The following is a 19,071-nucleotide window of genomic DNA, read 5'->3' on the forward strand; positions in this document are numbered from 1 at the left end:
GGATTCGTTTGCTCATGCGGCCCTCACGTCCTCGTTCACCCGGATTGGTACCTTCAGACGGAATGTCGACCCTGATCCGATCACGGACTCGACATCTATGGTTCCGCCATGCATTTCGATGATGCGCTTCGAGATCGCCAGGCCAAGACCTGTGCCACCCTTCTGCCTGGTGCTGCTGCTGTCGACCTGCTGGAATTCCTCGAAGATGAGAGCCTGGTCCTTGGCCGCAATGCCGACACCTGTATCTCGCACCGTGATCTCGAAGTGTCCGTCAGCCGCACCGGCTAGAATGTCGACCGTACCCGTCTCGGTGAACTTGACCGCATTACCTGCGAGATTGAGAAGGACCTGGGTCAGGCGGCGCTCGTCTCCGCGGCCAATTGGAAGGTTTTCTCCGACAGTTGCAGCGAGATTGAGACCTTTTGCTCGTGCCAGTGGCTCTATGGCCGCGACGGTGGATCGCACCACTTGCCCGACGGAATAGTTCTCGAGGGTCAGAGTGAGCTGGCCCGCTTCGATCTTTGAAAGGTCGAGTACGTCGTTGATGAGCCCGAGGAGGTGACGGCCGTTTGCCTGCACGCGCGCCACGGTCGTCTTTGCCTTCTCTGGAAGCTCGCCGTAGATTCCGTCGACCAACAGTTCGGTGAAGCCCAGAACCGAATTGAGCGGCGTCCTGAGCTCGTGGCTCATATTCGCCAGGAACTGGGACTTGTGGCGGCTGGCGGCCTCCAGTTCCCGGCCTTTCTCCTCTATTTCGCGGAACAGCTTGGCATTCTGGATCGCGAGCACCGATTGGGCTGCGAAGGTCTCCAGCAGGTGAACAACTTGCTCATGGAAGGCACCTGGCTTGTGGCGCCTGACGACCAGTGCACCGACGATCTTGTTGGGCCTCAGCAGCGGAACGATCAGGATACCGCGATATCCGGCTTCGACGATCGTCTTTCTTACAAGGAAGGATGAGGTCTCCTCGCTGAGGTCGGGAAACTGCACCGGCATGCATCGCCCGGGTGCGTCGCCGATCCCCATGTCGGCCAGCCCGATCGTCTGGTGGGAGACTGCGGCTATAAGCTCATCGCTCATACCGAAGTTTGCGCGCGGACGGAATTGCTGCCGCGTGCTGCTGAACACGTAGATGGTGCCAGCATCCGTCTCCGACAACTGGACCGCTTTGGCCACGATCGTTTTCAGCACCGTGTCGAGATCCAGCGTCGAATTGACCGCCTTGCTAACCTCACCAAGCGCCTCGAGCTCACCAACAGACGCGGCAAGCTCGCGCGTTCGTGACTGCACCGCCTCGAAGAGCCGCGCATTCTCGATGGCGATCACCGCCTGGTCGGCGAATGTCTCGACGAGCGCGATCTCCTTGGGATTGAAAGGTTGCGGCTCAACCCTCGTTAAGACGAATACGCCAACGAGATCACCTTCCCGCAACAGCGGGGCAGCAAGGACGGTGCGGAATCCGCCTGCCTCAGCGATCAAGGCAACGCGGTAGTCCGGATCAGCGGTCACGTCTTCGATTTGCACGATCCGCCGTTCTTCGATTACGCGCCCGACGGCGGAGCCTCGGCCTGAGGCAAGCGCTGGAAGTGGATTGGCGTCGACATAAGCACGGAAACTGGGCGGGTAGCCATGCGTCGACACATAGCGGAACACGCCATCCAGCAACTGCACGATACCACCCTTGTCGGCACGGCAGAGCCTGGCTGCCGATTCCACCAACGTATCGAGGACGACCTGCAGATCGAAGGTAGAGCGGCTGATGACCTTCAGCACGTCCGCAGTGGCTGTCTGCTGCTGAAGTGCTTCGTCGAGCTGCTGGGTGCGCGTCTCAATCTCCCGATACAGGCGCCCCAGCTGCTCGGATGTTTGGTTGACGTTGTCCGCAAGCGCTCCCAGCTCGTCCCGGTTGGCGACGGCGACCCGTTGCGCGAAGTCGCCGTCTGCGATCTGGCGTAGGCGCATCTCGATCTTCTTGACCGGCTCAATCAACGACCAGGAGATGATGTAGCCAAGTCCGAGCGCAAGCAGAATGCTGCCGACTGCAAAGGAGACAACGATCAGTCGAGAGGTCCCGTACGCCCCCTCGCTCGTTTCGATTGCAGCGACCATGTCGGCTTCTGCGATGTTGACCAACTGGTTCGTCAACCGCTCGAGGCGGTCGGCCGACGGAATGATCTCATCCAGCTGGATCTTGCGCGCCTGCTCCGTGCGACCGGCGCGGAATAACTCCACGACGTGCGTCACACCGGCAGCTAGCCGTTCGTACTCCTGCCGAACCTGTCCCAGCACCTCCGCCTCGGTTTCTGCGACGAACTCCATGCGGTCAAGGTCGTAGCCAAACTGGTTGAGCTGGCGCAGCGCTGCATCGAGCATCCGCTCGTCCTGAAGCAGAAGCGCGGTCGAGATGCTGTAGAGCTGGTTCGTGGTGTCGTGCTGGACTTGGCGATAGGCTGCGATCCGGCGCTGCAGTTTGATCAGCTCATTTGTTTGATCATTGACCCCACTCAGCACCTGCAACCCGACGGCCCCGAGCACGATCAACAGGCCGACAATCGACAGGAAAGCGATCAAGAGCTTGGTCTGGACACGCGCCGGCAGCCGGGCAACCCAGCCAACGAGCCGGTTCGTTATGCTATTTGGATTGGTCCAAGAGGCTGAGAAGATCACCCCGGAACTCCTCCAGGTCGAACCGGACGCCAAGATACTGTACTCGCAAGATGCCATCGGGGTCTACGAGCGACGTCAACAAGGTATGGTCGACATCTCCGTTCGCCGCCTTCTTCGCTATGACCCCGTATTTCCGTCCAACATCGTGAACGACAGCCGGATCGCCGGTAAGAAACGACCAGCCCTTCAGATCGGCGCCAAAATTCTGCGCATATTCCTTCAAGACATCGGGTGTATCGCGCTCCGGGTCGACGGTGATCGAAACGAAGGCGATTTTGGGGCCGAACGCACTACCCAACTTTTCCTGCACACTGGCCATATGGGCGGTCAGCATCGGGCAGACGTCGGTACAGTACGTATAGATGAATGCAATGGCGACCACCTTGCCGCGGAAGTCGCGCAGCGACACCGGCTTGTGGTCCTGCGATATCAGCGTGAAATCCGGTGCAGCGCCCATCATCGGCAGGCGCTCGTTGTCCCCGGCGTGCGCTGACGCTTGGTGCGCAGAGGTGTGCGCAGGCGCAGCGACGAGGGCGAGGAGCAGCAACGCGCGCGTCGGCCAGCGACTCACGTCTTCATCTCGCGCTTGAGCTCTTTAAGGAAACGCCAGTCGGTGCCGCGGTCCAGGACCTCCTGTGGCCTCATCGTGACCGCATTTGTCTCCTGCATACGCAGCGCATAGAAACGCAGGGAGTCCTCGGGGTCATATTCACGCCATTTGTCGTAGCGTATGTCGGAACGGATAGCCTGAAGCGTGTAGTCGCTGGCGTAGCCTGTATCGACCGCACTTTTGGCAACCGCTTCCGGATTGGTTATGCAGAGGTCCACGGCCTTGAGTAGAGCGCGCATGACTCGTTTGGTCGCCATCGGGTAACGTTCTGCGTAATCTGCGGTGCTCGCGAGCATGCAACAAAAATACTGCGACCATGGTTTGTCGATCGCCGTGCTGACAAGTACATGGCCGAGCTTTCGCTCGCGCGCCTGCTGGGGCGTGGGCGGTCCGCCGAGGAACGCGTCGATCTTACCCTCCGCGAGGCTTTGAACCGCATCGGGGGTTACGAGAGTTTCGAAATCCTTTGCCGGATCAAGGCCGACATAGGAAGACATCACATTCAGCAACAGATACTGGATGGTGGTGCCATCCACTCCGACCGTCTTACCCTTCAGATCAGGGATGCCAACGACCCGATCGTTTGCGATCAGCTCAAGACAGCCGACATGCAACCCGGTCAAGACTTTTATCGGCGCGCCTTTTGCGATGTTAAGCACATGCGCGAGCGGGTAGTTCCAGTCGAAGTCGATCTCGTCGTGGCCGATCCAGTCTGACGAATCCGGGCCGGTGCCCGAAGACACGAACTCAACGTCGGTCAAGCCTTCGGCATGCAGAAGCTCGGTGGCCGCATACATCGGCGATTGGCAGTCCGAGACCTTGGCGAACACCGGCAACCGGACTTTCGTCATCTCTGGCGCCGGCTCGGCGAGCGCCAGCCTCGGGGCTGCGGCTAATCCCGCGGCACCCGCCGCGAGGCCGGCCATGAAGCGGCGGCGATTCTGGATGATGTGCATGACGTTCTCCTCTTCAGCGGTCCTTCGCGCTGCGCCTCTCACGTCTTCAGTTCGCGCTTGATCTCTTCGAAGAAGTGCAAATCCGTCCCTTTGGCGATGATCTCCTGCGGGCTCGACTTGATCATGCCTGTTTCGTGCATACGCAGCGCGTAGAAGCGCATCGAAGCCTCGGCATTGTACTCTCGCCAGACGTCGTACCGCGTGTCGCTCAGCGTTTGCAGCGCGTAGTCGTAGCTCGGGACGAAACCTCGATCGACCAGTTGCCCGGCACTCCATGACGGATCGGACGCGCAGAAGTCAGCGCCCTTGAGGATGGCCCTGAGGACGCGCTTTGTGGCCACCGGATATTTGTCCACGTACTCCGCTCTGGCCGAGATCATGCAGCAGAAATGCTGAGACCAGGGGCGGTCGACAGTCGTATTGACGATCGTATGGCCGATTTTCTTGGCGCGCAGTTGCTGCGGTGCGGGTGGCGTGAACAGGAATGCGTCGAACTCTCCAGCGACGAAGCCTTCCGTTGCCTTGCCTTTCCAGGTGACCCATTCGATGTCTTTGGCGGGATCCAGCCCAACATAGGCGGCCATCAGGGCGACCATCGTGTAGCTCAGGGAATCGAGAGTAAACGTGCCGACCCGCTTACCGCGCAGATCGGTGATGTCCCTGACGCTGTCGTTGGCGATCAGCTCCATGCATCCGGCATGCAGCCCGGCAAGCACTTTGATGGGCACCCCAGTGTCGATCGATGTGAGATGGACCGGCACGTAGTTCACGCTGAAATCCGTCTCGCCATTTGCGATCCACGCCCACTGGTCGAGCTTGGGGTCACCTTGTACGTATTGGACGTCAGTGAAGCCGTCCGCGCGCAGCAGCTCGCCGGCAAGATACAGGCCCGCCCAGCAATAGGCGCCATTGATCCACCGTGGCAGGCGCACCGTCGTCGTCTCGGGTGGCGGCCCGGCCCAGGCATCGGTCGCGGTGCCCAGCAGGCCGGTGGCGCCGGCTGCTGCAGCAGCGAACATAAAACTGCGGCGGCTCTGGATGATCTGCATGGGTCTCTCCTCCCCATGACGGGCGCAGCGTGCCTGCTATCCGCTCACGTCTTCAGTTCGCGCTTCAACTCGTCAAGGAACCGCCAATCCGTTCCGTCGGCGATGATCTTTTGCGGGCTCGACTTGATCATGCCAGTCTCCTGCATGCGCAGGGCGTAGAAGCGCATCGAGGCTTCGGCTTCGTAATCCCGCCAGACGTCGTACCGCGTGTCGCTCAGCGTTTGCAGCGCGTATTCGTAGCTGTGCACGAAACCTCGCTCGACCATCTGCCCGGCACTCCATGCGGGATCCGACGCGCAAAGGTCGGCACCCTTAACGATGGCCCTGAGCACGCGCTTGGTCGCCACCGGGTACTTGTTCACATAATCCGCAGCGGCCGAGGTCATGCAGCAGAAGTGCTGCGACCAGGGGCGGTCGACCGCCGTATTGAGGATCGTGTGGCCGATTCTCTTGGCGCGCAGTTGCTGCGTTTCCGGCGGCGTGAAGAGATATGCATCGAACTGTCCATTGGCGAAGGCTTCTACCGGCTTACTTTCCTGGACCCATTCGAAGTCGTTGACTGGATCCAGTCCGATATAGGAGGCCATCAGGGCGACCAGCACGCGCGACGGCGCGTCGATGTCGTGCATGCCCACCCGCTTGCCCTTGAGGTCCGAGATGCCTTCGACGCTGTCGTTGGCGATCAACTCGAGGCACCCGGAGTGCAGACCGCCAAGCACCTTGATTGGTACGCCCGCGTCGATCGATGCGACATGGACTGGCGCGTAGTTCATGCTGAAATCCGTGTCGCCGCGTGCAATCCACACCGCCTGGTCGACTTTCTCGTCGCCCTGCACGTACTGGACGTCGGTGAAGCCCTCCGCTTTGAGCAGCTCTCCGGCCAGGTACATTCCCGCCCAGCAGTAGGCGCCATCAATCCATCGCGGCAAGCGAACGGACGTCGTTTCAGGAGGTGCCTCTGCCCACGCATCTGTCGCCCCGCCCATAAGGCCGGCGACGCCGGTTGCCGCAGCACCTTCCAGGAAGCGGCGACGGCTTTGGATTATCTGCATGCTTTTCTCCTCCCATGAAAAGGCCCAGCGTGCCGGCTAGCTACTCACATCTTCAACTCGCGCTTAAGCTCGTTTATGAAGCGCCAGTCCGTGCCGTCGGCGATAATCTGTTGCGGGCTCGATTTGATCATGCCCGTCTCCTGCATGCGCAGCGTGTAGAACCGCAACGAGTCTTCAGGATCGAATTCCCGCCAGCGGTCGTAACGGATATCCTTCAGCGTCTGGAGCGCGTCGTCATACGATGGGACGAAATCGCGATCGACCATCTGCCGGGCCACCCTTTCCGGGTTCGACACGCAGAGGTCGGCCGCCTTGAGGATGGATCGCAAGACCCGCTTGGTCGCCACCGGGTACCTGTTCACGTAGTCCGTGGTCGCGGAGATCATGCAGCAGAAATACTGCGACCATGGACGGTCGACCGCATTGTTGAGGATCGTGTGGCCGATCTTCTTGGCGCGCAGCTCCTGCGGCTGGGGCGGCGTCCCGAGGAATGCGTCGATTTTCCCTTGGACGAAGAGTTCCGTGGGCTTGACGTCCTCAGTCAAGACCCACTGGATATCGTTGACGGGATCGAGCCCGACATAGGCGGCCATAAGGGACAGCCACACGTGTCGCGAGTTGTTGAAACCATCAACGCCCACTCTCTTGCCCCGCAGATCCGTGACGCTGCGGACGCTCTCGTTGGCGATCAGTTCGAGGCATCCCGAGTGCAACCCGGTTAGCACCTTGATCGGCACGCCGGCATCGATCGACGCGATTTGGTTCGGCGGAAAGTTGACCGAGAAATCCGTCTCACCGCGTGCGATCCACTCCGATTGGTCGACGCTCCTATCGCCTTCTACGTACCGAACGTCTGTGAAGCCATCTGCACGCATCAGTTCCCCGGCGATGTAAGCGCCTGCCCAGCAGTAGGAACCACCAACCCGCCGCGGCAGACGAACCGTGGTCGTTTCCAGCGGCGGTTCCGCGTGCAGTGACTTTGGAACACCGACGATACCGGCAGCGCCTGCCATTGCAGCGCCGGCCAGGAATCGGCGGCGGGTTTGCATGATCTGCATCCGAACGCTCCTCTTCCGAATCGCAAACGACAATTCTGGCCGGAACCGAGCAAAAGAGGTTTCGGCATAGGCAGATGGTCTCGCGGGCGCGACGAGTGGTTGTGGATTCTAGCGCGCCCAGTCTGCTGCGGGAGTCTTGCGCTCTCAGTCGCCGGCGCATTTATTAGCAACCGACGATATGCCACGATACGCCCAATTTGTGTTGGCTGCGAGCGCAAAACTTACTTCGCCGAGATCGTTTGCGTGGTTGCGAATGGCCACTTCGAGTTTACCCGCGGCCGGACCCCACCCGCTGAACGTCCGCTATCGTTCTTCGGACGCCAAAAGCCGCCATTCCCCTGACGGCCCCTTCTCGGCCATTGGCGGCAGCCATTTGATGAGCTTTGTGAAACGGCCTTCCGACCGCAATTGCATCAAAAAGATGTGGAGCGGTTCTGCGTTTCCGCGAGAGGACGAACCCCGCCGACCGGCCTGATCACCGGCCGCGCCGGCCGATAAAGGGCAAGGCACAGCACCGCGACCTTGGTGAGCAGCGTGGTCTTGGAGGAGATGCTTTCCGAGGTGTTGAGAAGAATGAGCCAGCCCACCACCGGCAGCCAGACGCCAGGATGGCAGCGGCGCGCCACTTCATGCATGAACAGCCCGAAGCTGGACATCATCAAAAGGGTGAAGAAGGCGCCCTGGTAGACCGTCATGCGGACGAATGGGTTCTCGATACCCCATTCGAGGCCGTTGATCCGGCGCAGGCTCTCGACGAGATCGACGCTCGGCCCGACAATCACATCGCGCAGTTCCAGATAGTTGAAGATCTCGAACATCTCGACGCGGGCATTGGCACTGCCGCCATCCGACACGAAGCGGCCAAGCAGCGCATCGAAAAAGCCCTGCGAGGCCAATACGGCGATGGCAACCGGCAGCAGCGCGGCCAGCATCATCGCCAAGGCGGCGCCGAGCAGGTTGACGCGACCCGTGCGCAATTTGCGGAAGCCGTGGAAAAGCACATAGCTGCCGCCCAGCAGGATGGTCACCACCATCGCCGACCGGCCGCCGAATGCAACGAGCGCCGCGCACTGCAGGCCGATCATCGCCAACCGCAGCGGAGCCGGCAGCGATCTTGAGCCGCTCAAAAGAGCAAGCACGTAGACCGACGTCACCGTGGCATTGACAAGCGGATGCCCCTGCAGCGCGCTCGAGCGCGGATCGGTGGCAAACACCTCGCCATCGAAACGATAGGGAAACACCAGTGTCTTGGTGGCGAATTCGACAAGGGCGAGCAGCCCATTGACCGTCATGACCGCATGAATGACGGTAGGCAGCCGGGCGAATGTCCATTCGTCATCCTCGCCGAGCATGAGCACCAGCAGCCCGGAAGCCACGAACGTGTCGATCATGCCGGCCATGCCCGGACGTTGCCTGACGATGACGACGACCAGGAGCACGACCGCGATGACGCTCATCAGTGCCGTGGCGGGCCGCCTGTCGGCGACGTGGACGCAATAGCCGACCGGATTGCCGAACGTGCACGAACGCCAGGCAAACAGCAGAACGATGAGATAGGTGGAGGGATGTATCTTGGTCGCCGCACTACCTGACAGGCCGTCGTAATTGTAGCCCAGCAGCCAGAGCATGCCGCCCGAGACGGCGAACAGCACCAGCACCGCCGCGATCAGTCCAAACTGGGTCACCGCATCGACGGAGGTGCCGGCGCGGGGCGCGGCAGCGCCGAAATTCGAGGCTGTTCCGCTCCAGCCTGAAGCCATATCAGGCCGCCTCGTCGACCAGCAACGCGCCCGTCGGCACCCGCCCCATGACGGAAATCGCCTGCATCGTCGCCGTCACATCGCGCATCGGCGTGGCGTTCAGCCTGGCGACGACCACGATCTCGTCAACCATGGCGACAAGCGGCGAGGCATTCAGATTCTCGGCCAGCGCACCGCCATCAACGACAACGAGTTCGAAACTCCGGCTCGCCTGGGCCAGCATATGCTGCGCGAAGTAGACGCCGTGTGCTTCCTGGAAGATCGCCTTCGGCCGGCCCCTGCCCAGAAGGGCGACGTTGCTGCCCGGGGCGTACCGGCTGACGGCTTCAAACGCATATTCGCCGCGCAGCACATCGAGTATGCCGGGCTGCGGGTCCTTCTGGCCGTGGCTGGTGTTGGTATCGACGAACAGGACCCGGCTGCCCCTGGCCGCCGCGGCGTTGGCGAGCAGCCGTGCGATCCTGTTGCGCTGCTGGCCGTCTTCCGGCGGCGACGTCACCAGGATCGACGGCACCAGCGGCCAATCCGGCGGACGCCGGCCCGAACTGAACATGCGCCGGAGCGCGAGGCCGACGACGGCGTCCGTCTTCTGGCTGGTCGCGACGGCCGGGCTGGTGCCGAAAGGCCACCAGCGCCGTCCCGCCTTCGCTCCCGCCGGCAGGATGCCAAGCACGGGGGCATCGATCGTGAATTGCATCTGGGCGCTGGAAAGCACCGTCGGCGAGGAGTATTCCGCAATCAGCGCCAGGCCGGTGCCCAGCCCCAATCCGCCAAACACGGCGCCGAACAAAAGCAGCCCCAGTGGCGGCCAGCTCTTTTTCTGGGCGGGCATGGCGTCCGAAATGACGCGCGCGTTGGTGCTGTCGACGTTGATCTGTTCGCGCGTTTCCTGTGCCCGCTGCAGGTAAGTTGCGTAGACGGAACGCACCGCCTCGAGATCGCGCTGCAATTCGCGCAGCCGCACCGATGCCTGGTCGGTGTCGAGCGATTTGTTCTTGAGGCTGGCGACTTTCGTTTCCAGCGCCAGCTGGTTGGCAAGCGCCCGCTCGTAATCGGTCTCGGTGGCCGTCTGGATCCGGCCGAGTTCGCGCACGATCAGCTGCCGCGTGTCGCGCAGTTGCTGCAGCGCGGCAATCATCGACGGATGGCGCGGCCCCAGTTCCGTGCCAAGCTGCGAGACCTGGTCGACAAGTGTTGCTTCCTGTGATCGCAGGCTCGAAATCACCGACGAGCGCATCGCTTCCGACGTTGCATCGGGCGTGCCGCTCTGCTTGCGCATCTGGTCGACCTGCGCCTTCAGCGTCGCGGTGCGGCTTTGCGCCGCCGAAAGCTGCGTGTTGAGCTCGGTCAGTTCCTGGTCGCTGACCAGATTGCCAGCAGCCATCACCATGTTGTTGGCGGACTTGTAGGCCTCGACGGCATTCTCGGCCTGCTGAACGCGCTTGCGCTGTTCGTCCAGTCGCGCGGTGATCGCCTTCGACGCATCGGTGGCGGCTTGCGCGCGCGCGCTCGCCTGGTCGGCCAGATAGGCTTGTGCGATGGCGTTGGCCAGAAGTGCCGCCTTGTCGGGGCTCTTGGCGGTGACGATCACGTCGATGACCAGGACCTTGTCCGCCCGCTTCACCGCCAGGCGCCGGCGCAGGGCGTCGAGCGTTGCCACCGTCCTGTCGGTCGCGGCCGAACCGGAACCGAGGGCGCGCGACAGCATGCCCTGCCCGTTGAATTCCGGATCCCCGGTCAGTTTGGTCGCCGCGATCGCTCGCTGCAGCACGCCCGTCGACTGGACGACGCTGACCTGGCTTTCAACCTGTGTGATTCCGCCATCGGGCGCCAGTCCGCTCGGATTGATATCGTTTGTGACCACTTGCAGGTCTTGCGGATCGATGATGATTTCCGCCACGGAGCTGTACAGCGCGGGCGTGAGGAGGCCGTAGAGCAGGGTTGCGAGCGTCAGCAGTACGGCGGTGCCGATGATCCAGAGACGGCGGCGCACCAAAATGCGCTTCAGATCGCCAAGCTCGACGGTCGAGGGTGCGTATGATCCCGCTGGTTCCACCGATCCTGCTTCCGGAAAGTATTGCTGAGGCACCATGGGCAGAGATGATAGCATAGCTGCCTCCTACAATACTCCATTTGCCTGCAAGACCAAATCGCGGGCATGAACCTAGCTATTACTCCAATTGTTAAAACATTATTAATTATGTTTGGAACCCGAATGAATTTTGGCACGGAGTTTGCTTAGGTAAACGTACTGGGGTGTTGACACCGCGCAGCTGAACGAGAGACGGACGAAAATGGGGCAACACTTCAACCGGGCCGACACCAGTGTCCCATGTTCTGACGTCGGCCACGAAAGTGCCAGGTGTTCAACATGCGGCTAAGCCTGCGCCTGGACGGCGATTGCGTCCGTGGCTTCCATGTCCTGCTCGCTCAACGCCTGGCCGCGCTCGCGAATGTCGAGCTGTCCGTCGATGCCCGGCCGGCTGGCGGCGGTATCCCGCGCAGCGCCGAGGCCTTGTTCCAACTTGAAACGGCAATCCACGGCTTGCCCCGCGACGGGCTAGCAAAGCGCGTGCCGCGCTCGGCGCTCGCCCGCTATGGCGCGCCGCCCGCTTCGGTCGATCTGGTGGTCGACCTCTGCGGTGACGTTCAGCTCGAAGGCCCACGGATCTGGCACGTCACCTATGGCGGCGCCAGCGGGGAAGCGGCCCTGCTCGCCTTGATCCTCGCCGGCCAGACGCCACTCGCCCGCGTCGAGGAAAACGGCGCTGCGATTGCCGCCGGGCGCCTGGGAACCGAATATGGCGGTATCGCGCTGGCATCCTTCCAGGACATGCTGGCGCGTACGGCAAGCCTGATCGTCGCGGCGATGTCGGGCGCAGCGACGGCCGTGCCGGCACTGCCCGAGCCGGCGCAGGCTGGTGCCCCGCCGCCGATGCCCTCGGTCGGCAAGCTTGGCGTCAGGGCGGCCAAGGCGTTGGCGCGGCGGATCGTCCAGAAGATCTACCATCTTTGCTACAACGCGCCGCACTGGAAGGTCGGCTGGCGCGAAACCAAGGGCCGGGATCTGTTCGACCTGCGCGCCCATCCGGCATCGGGCTGGCAGGTGCTGCCGGACGATGGCAGCCGCTTCTACGCCGATCCGTTCCCGATCCTCTATCAGGGTCAGCTTACCCTGTTCGTCGAGGATTATATCCACCGGCTCGGCAAGGCCATCATCTCGGCTGTGCCGTTCGGTCCGGCCGGCCCGCTTGGCCGTCCTGAGCCGGTGCTGGAACTGCCCTACCATCTCTCCTACCCCTTCGTCTTCGAGCGCGACGGCGAGGTCTGGATGGTTCCGGAAAGCTGCGCCAACGGCGCGGTCGATCTTTACCGGGCGACTGCGTTTCCCGGCGGCTGGGTCAAGGAGGCGACGCTGTTGTCCGGCGTCGTCGCCAGCGACGCCACCCTGGTCGAGCACGGCGGCAGCTGGTGGATGTTCGCCACTGTCCGGGACGGTGGAGGCGCCTTCTCCGACACGCTGCATCTGTGGTCGGCGCCGGATTTTCGCGGCCCCTGGACGCCGCACCCGAACAATCCCGTGCTGATCGACATCGCCTCGGCGCGGCCGGCCGGCCGCATGGTGAAACGAGGCGATCAGTTGCTGCGCCCGGTGCAGGACTGTCGCAGGAGCTATGGCGCGGCTCTCGGCATCGCACGCATCTCTCACCTCGATTTGATCGGCATGGAGCAGGTTGTTGAGACGATCTTAAATCCAGGTGCGCTATGGGATGGACGCAAGCTCCACACGCTCAACGAGGCGGGTGGTTTCGAGTTCATCGACGGCTCGGCGATTGCACCGCGCTGGAAGCAACGAGGCGGGCGGTATTAACATAAACATTGGTTACTACCAGTCGCGCCCGCAGGTTGCTTGAGGTTGATTTGGGTCCGGACGTATTTTCCACCACAGATTGCAGAGCAGGAAGATGACTAGCAGAAAGGGCGGCGAAATGACTATCGCAGAGGCTGGCCCAGCCGAAGTCGACGTGGCGATTGTCGGCGCCGGGCTGGCCGGAACCACCTTGGCGACGGTGCTTGGAAAAGCCGGGCGCAAGGTGGCGTTGATCGATCCGCACCGCATCCATCACGACGAGTTCAGGGCTGAGAAGATCGGCACGAAGCAGATGCAGCAGTTCGAGAGACTGGGCCTCGACGCGACGCTTCTGCCTCTCGTCACCCCGATGGACGAGGTCCACGTCTTTCGCCTCGGACAATTGTTCGCGCGTGAAATGCATCGCGAGTTTGGATTTTCCTATGGCGCGCTGATCAACGGCCTGCGCGACGCGCTGCCGCCGCAAGTTCCGTTGACGGTGGGCAAAGTCGCCGAGATCACCACCGGACCGGACAAGCAGCGGCTTGTGCTCACCGACGGCTCCGTCATCGACGCGCGGCTTCTGGTGGTGGCCACCGGCTACAGCGAAGCGGTGCGGCGCGCCATCGGCGTGAACCGCATAGAAGAATCCAAGGCATTTTCGCTGTCGATCGGCTTCGATCTCGCCATCGCGCCGCGTGACTTCGCCTATCAGTCCGTCACCTGCTACGCCAAACGGGCCGGGGACCGTGTCGCCTACATCAGCGTCTTTCCGATCGGCAACAAGATGCGGGCGAACATGTTCGTCTACCGGCTGGTGGCCGAGCCGTGGACAAGGGCGTTTCGCCAGGACCCGCAAAAGATGCTTTGCGAGCTGATGCCCGAAATATCAGCGCAATGCGGGAACTTCGAGATGGCAGGCCCTGTCGAGGTCAGGCAGATCAATCTGACCACGACGCAAGGCCATCGCCGCGATGGTGTCGTCTTCATCGGCGACGCCTTCTGGACCACATGCCCGACGCCGGGCGTCGGCATCGAGCGGGTGATGACCGATGTCGATCGGCTCCATTCGGTTCACATTCCGCGCTGGCTCGAAACACCAGGCATGGCGGCTGACAAGATCTGCGCCTTCTATGACGACCCGGTCAAAATCGCCTCCGATGAGAACGGCATGCGGGTGAGCTACTATGCCAAGGAGATCACCACCGGCACAGGGCTGGAATGGCGCATCCGCCGCCTGCGCAACAACACCGCGCGCCAGCTGATGATCGTCGGCCGCAAGATACGGCATTTAGGCCTGCGGCGGGCAAATGCTGTCGCCGGCGAAGCGTCATAGAACACCCCGCCCGGATCACCCCAGCCTTGCATGCTTGGCGCGCGTGTGCGCAGGAGGCGGGAACGATATCGCCCGTCAGGTGTTAGAAACTTATGACAAACACCATGGAACCCCACGGTCACGGGATGGTGGCCGATATTTTGGCCTTGGAAGTTGCCAATGCAAGGCAGCGCATCAACCGGACCGAGCTCGCGATTCAACGCACGGAAGAAATGCTGGCCGAGAACGTCGCGCTGCGCAGCAGGATACAGACCGCGCAACGGCGTCTGGTCGAGGCCGCGGAGCGCCTGGTGAAGATTTCCAGCGCAACGGCGCCGCTGTAGCCGGTAGCGGCGATTGCCTCCCATGCAGGCCGCCAGGGCCAGGTGCAGCGCAACTGCCTGCCGACACTGGCTACTGTCGGTTTCCTCCCCCGGAATGCAGGCGGTTGCCTGGCAAGCCAACGGATTCCCGCATCAAAACCTGGCAAGGCTCGAGCCGTGCTCTCGGCGGCCCCGCCCCGCCTTCAATCCTGGCAAACAGGGCGTCCATGGCGTGGCCCGCGATCTGCCGCACCGGCTGCACCACCGCGGCGATGGCCGGCCATGTCACCTGCATCCACTCGGCGTCGTCGAAGCCGACCAGCGAAATGTCGTTGGGGCAATGCCAGCCACGCCGGCGGAACTCGGACAGCGCCACCAGTGTGCCCTTGAGGAACAGCGAATAGACGGCGCTCGGACGTTGGCCCCCGCCCCCACCTTCGCCTTGATCGAAATAGTCGCGCAATTGCGACCTGAGCGGTTCGACATCGCTTTCGGCAAGCACGACCTCGATGCGCACATCCGGCGCCAGCGCCAACGCGGTGCCGCGAAAGCCGTCGAGGCGGGCGTGCATCGTGGCTGCATGTTCGCCAAGGCCGACAACCAGGATATGGCGGTGGCCCTTGCCGATCAGTTCGCGCGCCACCTCGGCACTGGCCGCCGCACTGTCGGCCGACACGGTGTCGAAGGCGTCGTCCGACAGCACGCGGTCGATCAGCACGCCGGTCATGCCGTTGGCCTTCATGAACCCGGCGGCCGGACCGTGCTCGTTGCGCACCGGCGCCAGCACGACGCCGGCCACCCTCCAGTCATGCATGCGTTCGAGGATTTCCTTCTCACGCGCCTCGGATTCACGGCTCGATGCGGCCACCAGCGTATAGCCGCGCTGCTCGGCCAGGCTTTCGAGCTGCGTGACCATCTGGCCGAAGAACTCGCTCTCGAACTCGGGCATGATGGCACCGATGATGCGGCGCTTGGTCCGCCGCATGTCGGAGGCCAGCGGATCGACGCGGTAGCCCAAAAGCTCGACGGCATCGAAGACGCGCTGGGCATTCTCGGGCTTCACCGTGGTGACGCCGGCCATGACCTTGGAGACGGTGGCTGCCGACACGCCGGCATGGCTTGCCACGTCGTGGATCGACGGACGCCGCCGCTGGCCCTGCCCATGCGCCATTGGTCCTCCTCACGAGGCGCGGACGTCAGCATTTTTCGTCCGCCACCAATCGAGTAAATCGATTTTTCGCGTTTGTAAATCGTTTAATCGAAGGTATTTTGTCTCCGTGCGTGTCGCCCAAAAGTGTGCAACGGGATAACGACATGTGCAAACTAAAAATGGGCGATGAGGTTCGCGCCCGGAGGAAATTGCCATGTCAGATAGCACCTTGCCGCTGGTCATCAGCGCGCCGGAACCGCGCACGCTCGACCTCATCTTCATGCCCCCGCAGTTGGCACGCTTCCGGAAAACATACCGTATCGTCGAGACGACACCCGATGGCGTCGCAAAATTGCCGGCCGATGTGCTGGCCGAAGCCCGCTACATCGTCGGCCAGCCGCCGATCGCGCCTGAAACGCTGGACAAGATGAAGGCCCTGCGCTGCGTCTTCAACGTCGAGACCAACCTGATCAACAACATGCCCTACGAGACACTGTTTGCGCGCGGCATCCATGTCGTCACCACCGGCCTGGTCTTCGCCGAGCCGGTGGCCGAGCTTGGCCTTGCCATGGCGCTCAACCTTGCCCGCGACATCGTCGACGCTGACCTCGCCTTTCGCCATGGCAAGGAGCTGTGGGGCGGCGACGGCAACCGGACAGCCCGGTTGCTGTCGGGGGCCGATGTCGGCATCGTCGGTTTCGGCGATCTCGGCCGTGCGCTGAACCGGCTGCTGTCGGGCTTCCGCACCCGCACAAAAGTCTTCGATCCCTGGCTGCCGCCGTCGATCCTGATCGACAACGGCGTCGAGCCGACCTCGCTCGACGAGGTGCTGTCGCAGAGCGACTTCGTCTTCGTTGTGGCTTCGGTGACCAGCGAGAACCAGGGATTTCTCGGCGCCGACGCCTTTGCCAGCATGCGCGAGGGCGCGGCCTTCATCCTGCTCAGCCGCGCCGGCGTCGTCGATTTTCCCGCCCTGATGGCGGCGGTGAAAAGCGGCCACATCGTCGCCGCCAGTGATGTCTTTCCGGAAGAGCCGCTGGCGCAAGGCCATCCGGTTCGTGCCCTGCCCGGTTTCCTGCGCTCGGCCCACCGCGCCGGCGCGCTCGACATCGCGTTCAAGCGCATGGGCGACATGGTGCTGGAGGACATGGACCTGGTCGATCGCGGCCTGCCGCCACTGCGCTCTAAACGCGCCGAGCGCGAGACGGTGTCGAGGATGCGTTCGAAGCCGGTGGATAAGAACTGACGGAGGGCGGCCGTTTTTGGCGCTGTCGGGTTGGCGCGCCATTCGATCCGGAACTCGATCAAATACCGCCTGGGGATGTTGCGTGCGATCCCGGCCCGATGCTTGTGCTGGTCTCGCAATTCGATGCCACCCTGGTGTCCGAGGACATGACCTGGACTTTGGTCACTGGCGGGTCCGCCTGAAACTCTCAAGCAACTCGGTTTCATTGCTGCAGCCATTCTCGAATAGCGAGAACACCGTGGCTGCGAGCCGCTGCACGTTTGGCTCCGGCGACTTCGGATCAAGTTTGCGTTCGGAGCAGACCTGGTCGAAGACGCGTTGGCACAGTTTCAGATCGGAAGGATAGAAGCCGGGATGGCGCTTGTTAAGGCTCGACATGAGAAGCCCTCTCTTGGAGCAGCGACCACTTGCCTGACGATGTCCGCACCCCCAAATCGTACACTTTCCCGCCTGCCGAAGATAGATACGTGTGTCATCAGACACGCTTCGAACGGATTTCCAGACGTGACATGGCGCTCTTGTCGTTAGCCGGCGGATTTTATCGACCGTCGCCGTGATCCGGCATTCTCAAGGGATATGTCGGTTTTGTACCAAGACGCGTTTGGTACGTTTCCGACACTAACGTTCAGGTCGATCTTTTCGTATGCGAACGGTGTTGGGGGCCGCCGTGCATCGAATTTCATACCGCATTCCTGGGTTTTTTCGTTCAAACTCCCTATATACGGGCTATCGTCGGCACGTTGATACGGGGCGCGGACGGCTGGGAGATGGGATGGCTCTTGCCCTGCATTGGGCCGCGCCATGACCGATCCTGAAAAAAACCACCAATACCGAAATCAACTGCTGCGGCGTATGCCGGCGGATGACCTGGCGTTGCTCGAGCCCCATATGCAGCGCTGCGACCTGCCTTTGCGCCAGGTACTGGTGAGCCCCAATATTCCGATCGAGGCCGTCTACTTCATCGAACGGGGCATCGGCTCGGTGGTCGCCAGCACGACCCGCGGCCACGAGGCCGAAGTGGGCTTCATCGGCTTCGAAGGCATGACGGGATCTTCGCTGGTGATGGGCGACGACCGTGCGGTGCACGCCTGCTATGTGCAGCTCGAGGGCGAAGCCATCCGCATCGAAGCCGGCCCTTTCAATGCAGCCCTTGCGGCAAGTGCGACCTTGCGGATGTTCCTGCTGCGCTTCGTCAACGCGCTACAGACGCAGGCCGGTTGCACCGCGCTCGTCAACGCAAGGCTGAAGCTCGAGGAGCGGCTGGCGCGGTGGCTGCTCATGTGCGACGACCGGGTGCCTGGCGAAACCCTGGCCATCACGCACGAATTCCTGGCCATCATGCTTGGCGTTCGACGGCCAGGCGTCACCGTTGCCCTCCAGTTGCTGGAAGGCCGCGCGCTGATCCGTTCGCGGCGCGGCGAAATCGTCATCCGCGACCGCGCCGGATTGGAAGAACTCGCCAATGGCAGTTACGGCGAAGCCGAGGCCGAATATGTCAGGCTGCTCGGCGAGATCGATGCCGACTGATCAAGGGCGCCGCGCCACCGGCTTGCCCGATGATGTCACTTTGCCGGGCCCTGTCGCACCGACTTCATAGTCATCCGCCGCCCTGTTCCGGCCAACCGGTTCATTTCTGCCAATTGGCAACCCGCCATGCTCCAGGCTTGCTAGCTTGCATTTCGTCTGTTCGGCCGCCGCTCCGATAAGGCAATCGATGGTGAACATGGCGCCGGCGTGATCGCTCGCGGCCACCGCCTGGCGTATCTTGCTCAATTGCGCTTGCGTATAGTCCAGAAGCTCGACCAGGCCGGTGTGATCCAAACCGCCCTCCATCACAGGATGTCGAGTGGCCGATCCAGGTCGCTCTTGACACTGGATTACGCCCATTTGGCTGGCTTGCATAGCCAAACGGTCAAAACCGTACAGTCTTCGTGTCACCGGACCGGCCGCGCTATTGGCCCAAAGTCCCTCTTCGCGAAACCGTCACCGCATGCGAGTTTGGCAAAATATAAGTTATCGCTTGAATAAGCATCCG

The 19,071-nt window shown here is 62.3% G+C and carries 16 protein-coding genes; 5 read left to right on the top strand and 11 right to left on the bottom strand.

What is annotated here, in order from left to right:
* Window positions 1-12: 12 nt before the first annotated feature.
* The 8 genes from AC07FD_RS14760 to AC07FD_RS14795 form a co-directional block, all read right to left on the bottom strand.
* A complete protein-coding gene (locus AC07FD_RS14760; RefSeq protein WP_478350411.1) occupies window positions 13-2,571 on the bottom strand; it encodes a GAF domain-containing protein in 2,559 nt (852 codons plus the stop codon).
* Between the two features lie 61 nt (window positions 2,572-2,632).
* Complete coding sequence (locus tag AC07FD_RS14765) at window positions 2,633-3,238, bottom strand: SCO family protein (RefSeq protein ID WP_478350412.1); 606 nt, start codon at window positions 3,236-3,238, stop codon at window positions 2,633-2,635.
* A complete protein-coding gene (locus tag AC07FD_RS14770) occupies window positions 3,235-4,233 on the bottom strand; it encodes an ABC transporter substrate-binding protein (RefSeq protein WP_478350413.1) in 999 nt (332 codons plus the stop codon). Before AC07FD_RS14770 ends, AC07FD_RS14765 begins: the two co-directional genes overlap by 4 nt.
* Before the next feature lie 38 nt (window positions 4,234-4,271).
* The gene (locus AC07FD_RS14775; protein ID WP_478350414.1) at window positions 4,272-5,282 is read right to left on the bottom strand and encodes an ABC transporter substrate-binding protein; all 1,011 of its coding nucleotides are present in this window, start codon (window positions 5,280-5,282) and stop codon (window positions 4,272-4,274) included.
* A gap of 44 nt (window positions 5,283-5,326) precedes the next feature.
* Window positions 5,327-6,334 carry an ABC transporter substrate-binding protein gene (locus AC07FD_RS14780; RefSeq protein WP_478350415.1) on the bottom strand — a complete coding sequence of 336 codons (1,008 nt, stop codon included), beginning with the start codon at window positions 6,332-6,334 and terminating at the stop codon, window positions 5,327-5,329.
* A 44-nt stretch (window positions 6,335-6,378) separates the two neighbouring features.
* The gene (locus tag AC07FD_RS14785) at window positions 6,379-7,392 is read right to left on the bottom strand and encodes an ABC transporter substrate-binding protein (RefSeq protein WP_478350416.1); all 1,014 of its coding nucleotides are present in this window, start codon (window positions 7,390-7,392) and stop codon (window positions 6,379-6,381) included.
* A 413-nt stretch (window positions 7,393-7,805) separates the two neighbouring features.
* Entirely contained in the window at window positions 7,806-9,152 is a 1,347-nt protein-coding gene (locus tag AC07FD_RS14790) for a VpsF family polysaccharide biosynthesis protein (RefSeq protein WP_478350417.1), read from the bottom strand.
* A 1-nt stretch (window position 9,153) separates the two neighbouring features.
* Window positions 9,154-11,208 (bottom strand): GumC family protein, encoded by a 2,055-nt coding sequence (locus tag AC07FD_RS14795; protein WP_478350418.1) that lies wholly within the window; start codon window positions 11,206-11,208, stop codon window positions 9,154-9,156.
* Between the two features lie 315 nt (window positions 11,209-11,523).
* Between AC07FD_RS14795 and AC07FD_RS14800 the strand changes: the two genes are divergently transcribed.
* The 3 genes from AC07FD_RS14800 (at window position 11,524) to AC07FD_RS14810 (ending at window position 14,661) form a co-directional block, all read left to right on the top strand.
* Window positions 11,524-13,023, top strand: a complete 1,500-nt coding sequence (locus AC07FD_RS14800; RefSeq protein WP_478350419.1) for a glucosamine inositolphosphorylceramide transferase family protein — start codon at window positions 11,524-11,526, stop codon at window positions 13,021-13,023.
* Window positions 13,024-13,141: 118 nt separating this feature from the next.
* Entirely contained in the window at window positions 13,142-14,338 is a 1,197-nt protein-coding gene (locus AC07FD_RS14805; protein WP_478350420.1) for an FAD-dependent oxidoreductase, read from the top strand.
* 92 nt (window positions 14,339-14,430) lie between these two features.
* On the top strand, window positions 14,431-14,661 hold the full coding sequence (locus AC07FD_RS14810; protein ID WP_478350421.1) for a hypothetical protein: 231 nt from the start codon (window positions 14,431-14,433) through the stop codon (window positions 14,659-14,661).
* 70 nt (window positions 14,662-14,731) lie between these two features.
* Here the strand turns inward: AC07FD_RS14810 and AC07FD_RS14815 are convergent, their stop codons facing one another.
* Window positions 14,732-15,811 (bottom strand): LacI family DNA-binding transcriptional regulator, encoded by a 1,080-nt coding sequence (locus AC07FD_RS14815; RefSeq protein ID WP_478350422.1) that lies wholly within the window; start codon window positions 15,809-15,811, stop codon window positions 14,732-14,734.
* Window positions 15,812-16,004: 193 nt separating this feature from the next.
* Between AC07FD_RS14815 and AC07FD_RS14820 the strand changes: the two genes are divergently transcribed.
* Window positions 16,005-17,036, top strand: coding sequence for a hydroxyacid dehydrogenase (locus AC07FD_RS14820; RefSeq protein ID WP_478350423.1), 1,032 nt, complete (start codon window positions 16,005-16,007; stop codon window positions 17,034-17,036).
* 162 nt (window positions 17,037-17,198) lie between these two features.
* Here AC07FD_RS14820 and AC07FD_RS14825 read toward each other — a convergent pair whose 3' ends face one another.
* A complete protein-coding gene (locus AC07FD_RS14825; protein ID WP_478350424.1) occupies window positions 17,199-17,414 on the bottom strand; it encodes a hypothetical protein in 216 nt (71 codons plus the stop codon).
* Between the two features lie 423 nt (window positions 17,415-17,837).
* Here AC07FD_RS14825 and AC07FD_RS14830 point away from each other — a divergent pair, with 423 nt between their 5' ends.
* Window positions 17,838-18,563 (top strand): Crp/Fnr family transcriptional regulator, encoded by a 726-nt coding sequence (locus AC07FD_RS14830; protein ID WP_478350425.1) that lies wholly within the window; start codon window positions 17,838-17,840, stop codon window positions 18,561-18,563.
* Here the strand turns inward: AC07FD_RS14830 and AC07FD_RS14835 are convergent, their stop codons facing one another.
* Window positions 18,564-18,857 (bottom strand): hypothetical protein, encoded by a 294-nt coding sequence (locus AC07FD_RS14835; protein WP_478350426.1) that lies wholly within the window; start codon window positions 18,855-18,857, stop codon window positions 18,564-18,566.
* Window positions 18,858-19,071: the final 214 nt, after the last annotated feature.

Source organism: Mesorhizobium waitakense, assembly GCF_056431085.1.

Bases quoted from the DNA above. Each gene is read 5' to 3' on its own strand.
- AC07FD_RS14770 (WP_478350413.1), bottom strand. From the start codon at position 4,233: ATGCACATCATCCAGAATCGCCGCCGCTTCATGGCCGGCCTCGCGGCG.
- AC07FD_RS14775 (WP_478350414.1), bottom strand. From the start codon at position 5,282: ATGCAGATCATCCAGAGCCGCCGCAGTTTTATGTTCGCTGCTGCAGCA.
- AC07FD_RS14780 (WP_478350415.1), bottom strand. From the start codon at position 6,334: ATGCAGATAATCCAAAGCCGTCGCCGCTTCCTGGAAGGTGCTGCGGCA.
- AC07FD_RS14785 (WP_478350416.1), bottom strand. From the start codon at position 7,392: ATGCAGATCATGCAAACCCGCCGCCGATTCCTGGCCGGCGCTGCAATG.
- AC07FD_RS14790 (WP_478350417.1), bottom strand. From the start codon at position 9,152: ATGGCTTCAGGCTGGAGCGGAACAGCCTCGAATTTCGGCGCTGCCGCG.
- AC07FD_RS14800 (WP_478350419.1), top strand. From the start codon at position 11,524: ATGCGGCTAAGCCTGCGCCTGGACGGCGATTGCGTCCGTGGCTTCCAT.
- AC07FD_RS14805 (WP_478350420.1), top strand. From the start codon at position 13,142: ATGACTATCGCAGAGGCTGGCCCAGCCGAAGTCGACGTGGCGATTGTC.
- AC07FD_RS14810 (WP_478350421.1), top strand. From the start codon at position 14,431: ATGACAAACACCATGGAACCCCACGGTCACGGGATGGTGGCCGATATT.
- AC07FD_RS14815 (WP_478350422.1), bottom strand. From the start codon at position 15,811: ATGGCGCATGGGCAGGGCCAGCGGCGGCGTCCGTCGATCCACGACGTG.
- AC07FD_RS14820 (WP_478350423.1), top strand. From the start codon at position 16,005: ATGTCAGATAGCACCTTGCCGCTGGTCATCAGCGCGCCGGAACCGCGC.
- AC07FD_RS14825 (WP_478350424.1), bottom strand. From the start codon at position 17,414: ATGTCGAGCCTTAACAAGCGCCATCCCGGCTTCTATCCTTCCGATCTG.
- AC07FD_RS14830 (WP_478350425.1), top strand. From the start codon at position 17,838: ATGACCGATCCTGAAAAAAACCACCAATACCGAAATCAACTGCTGCGG.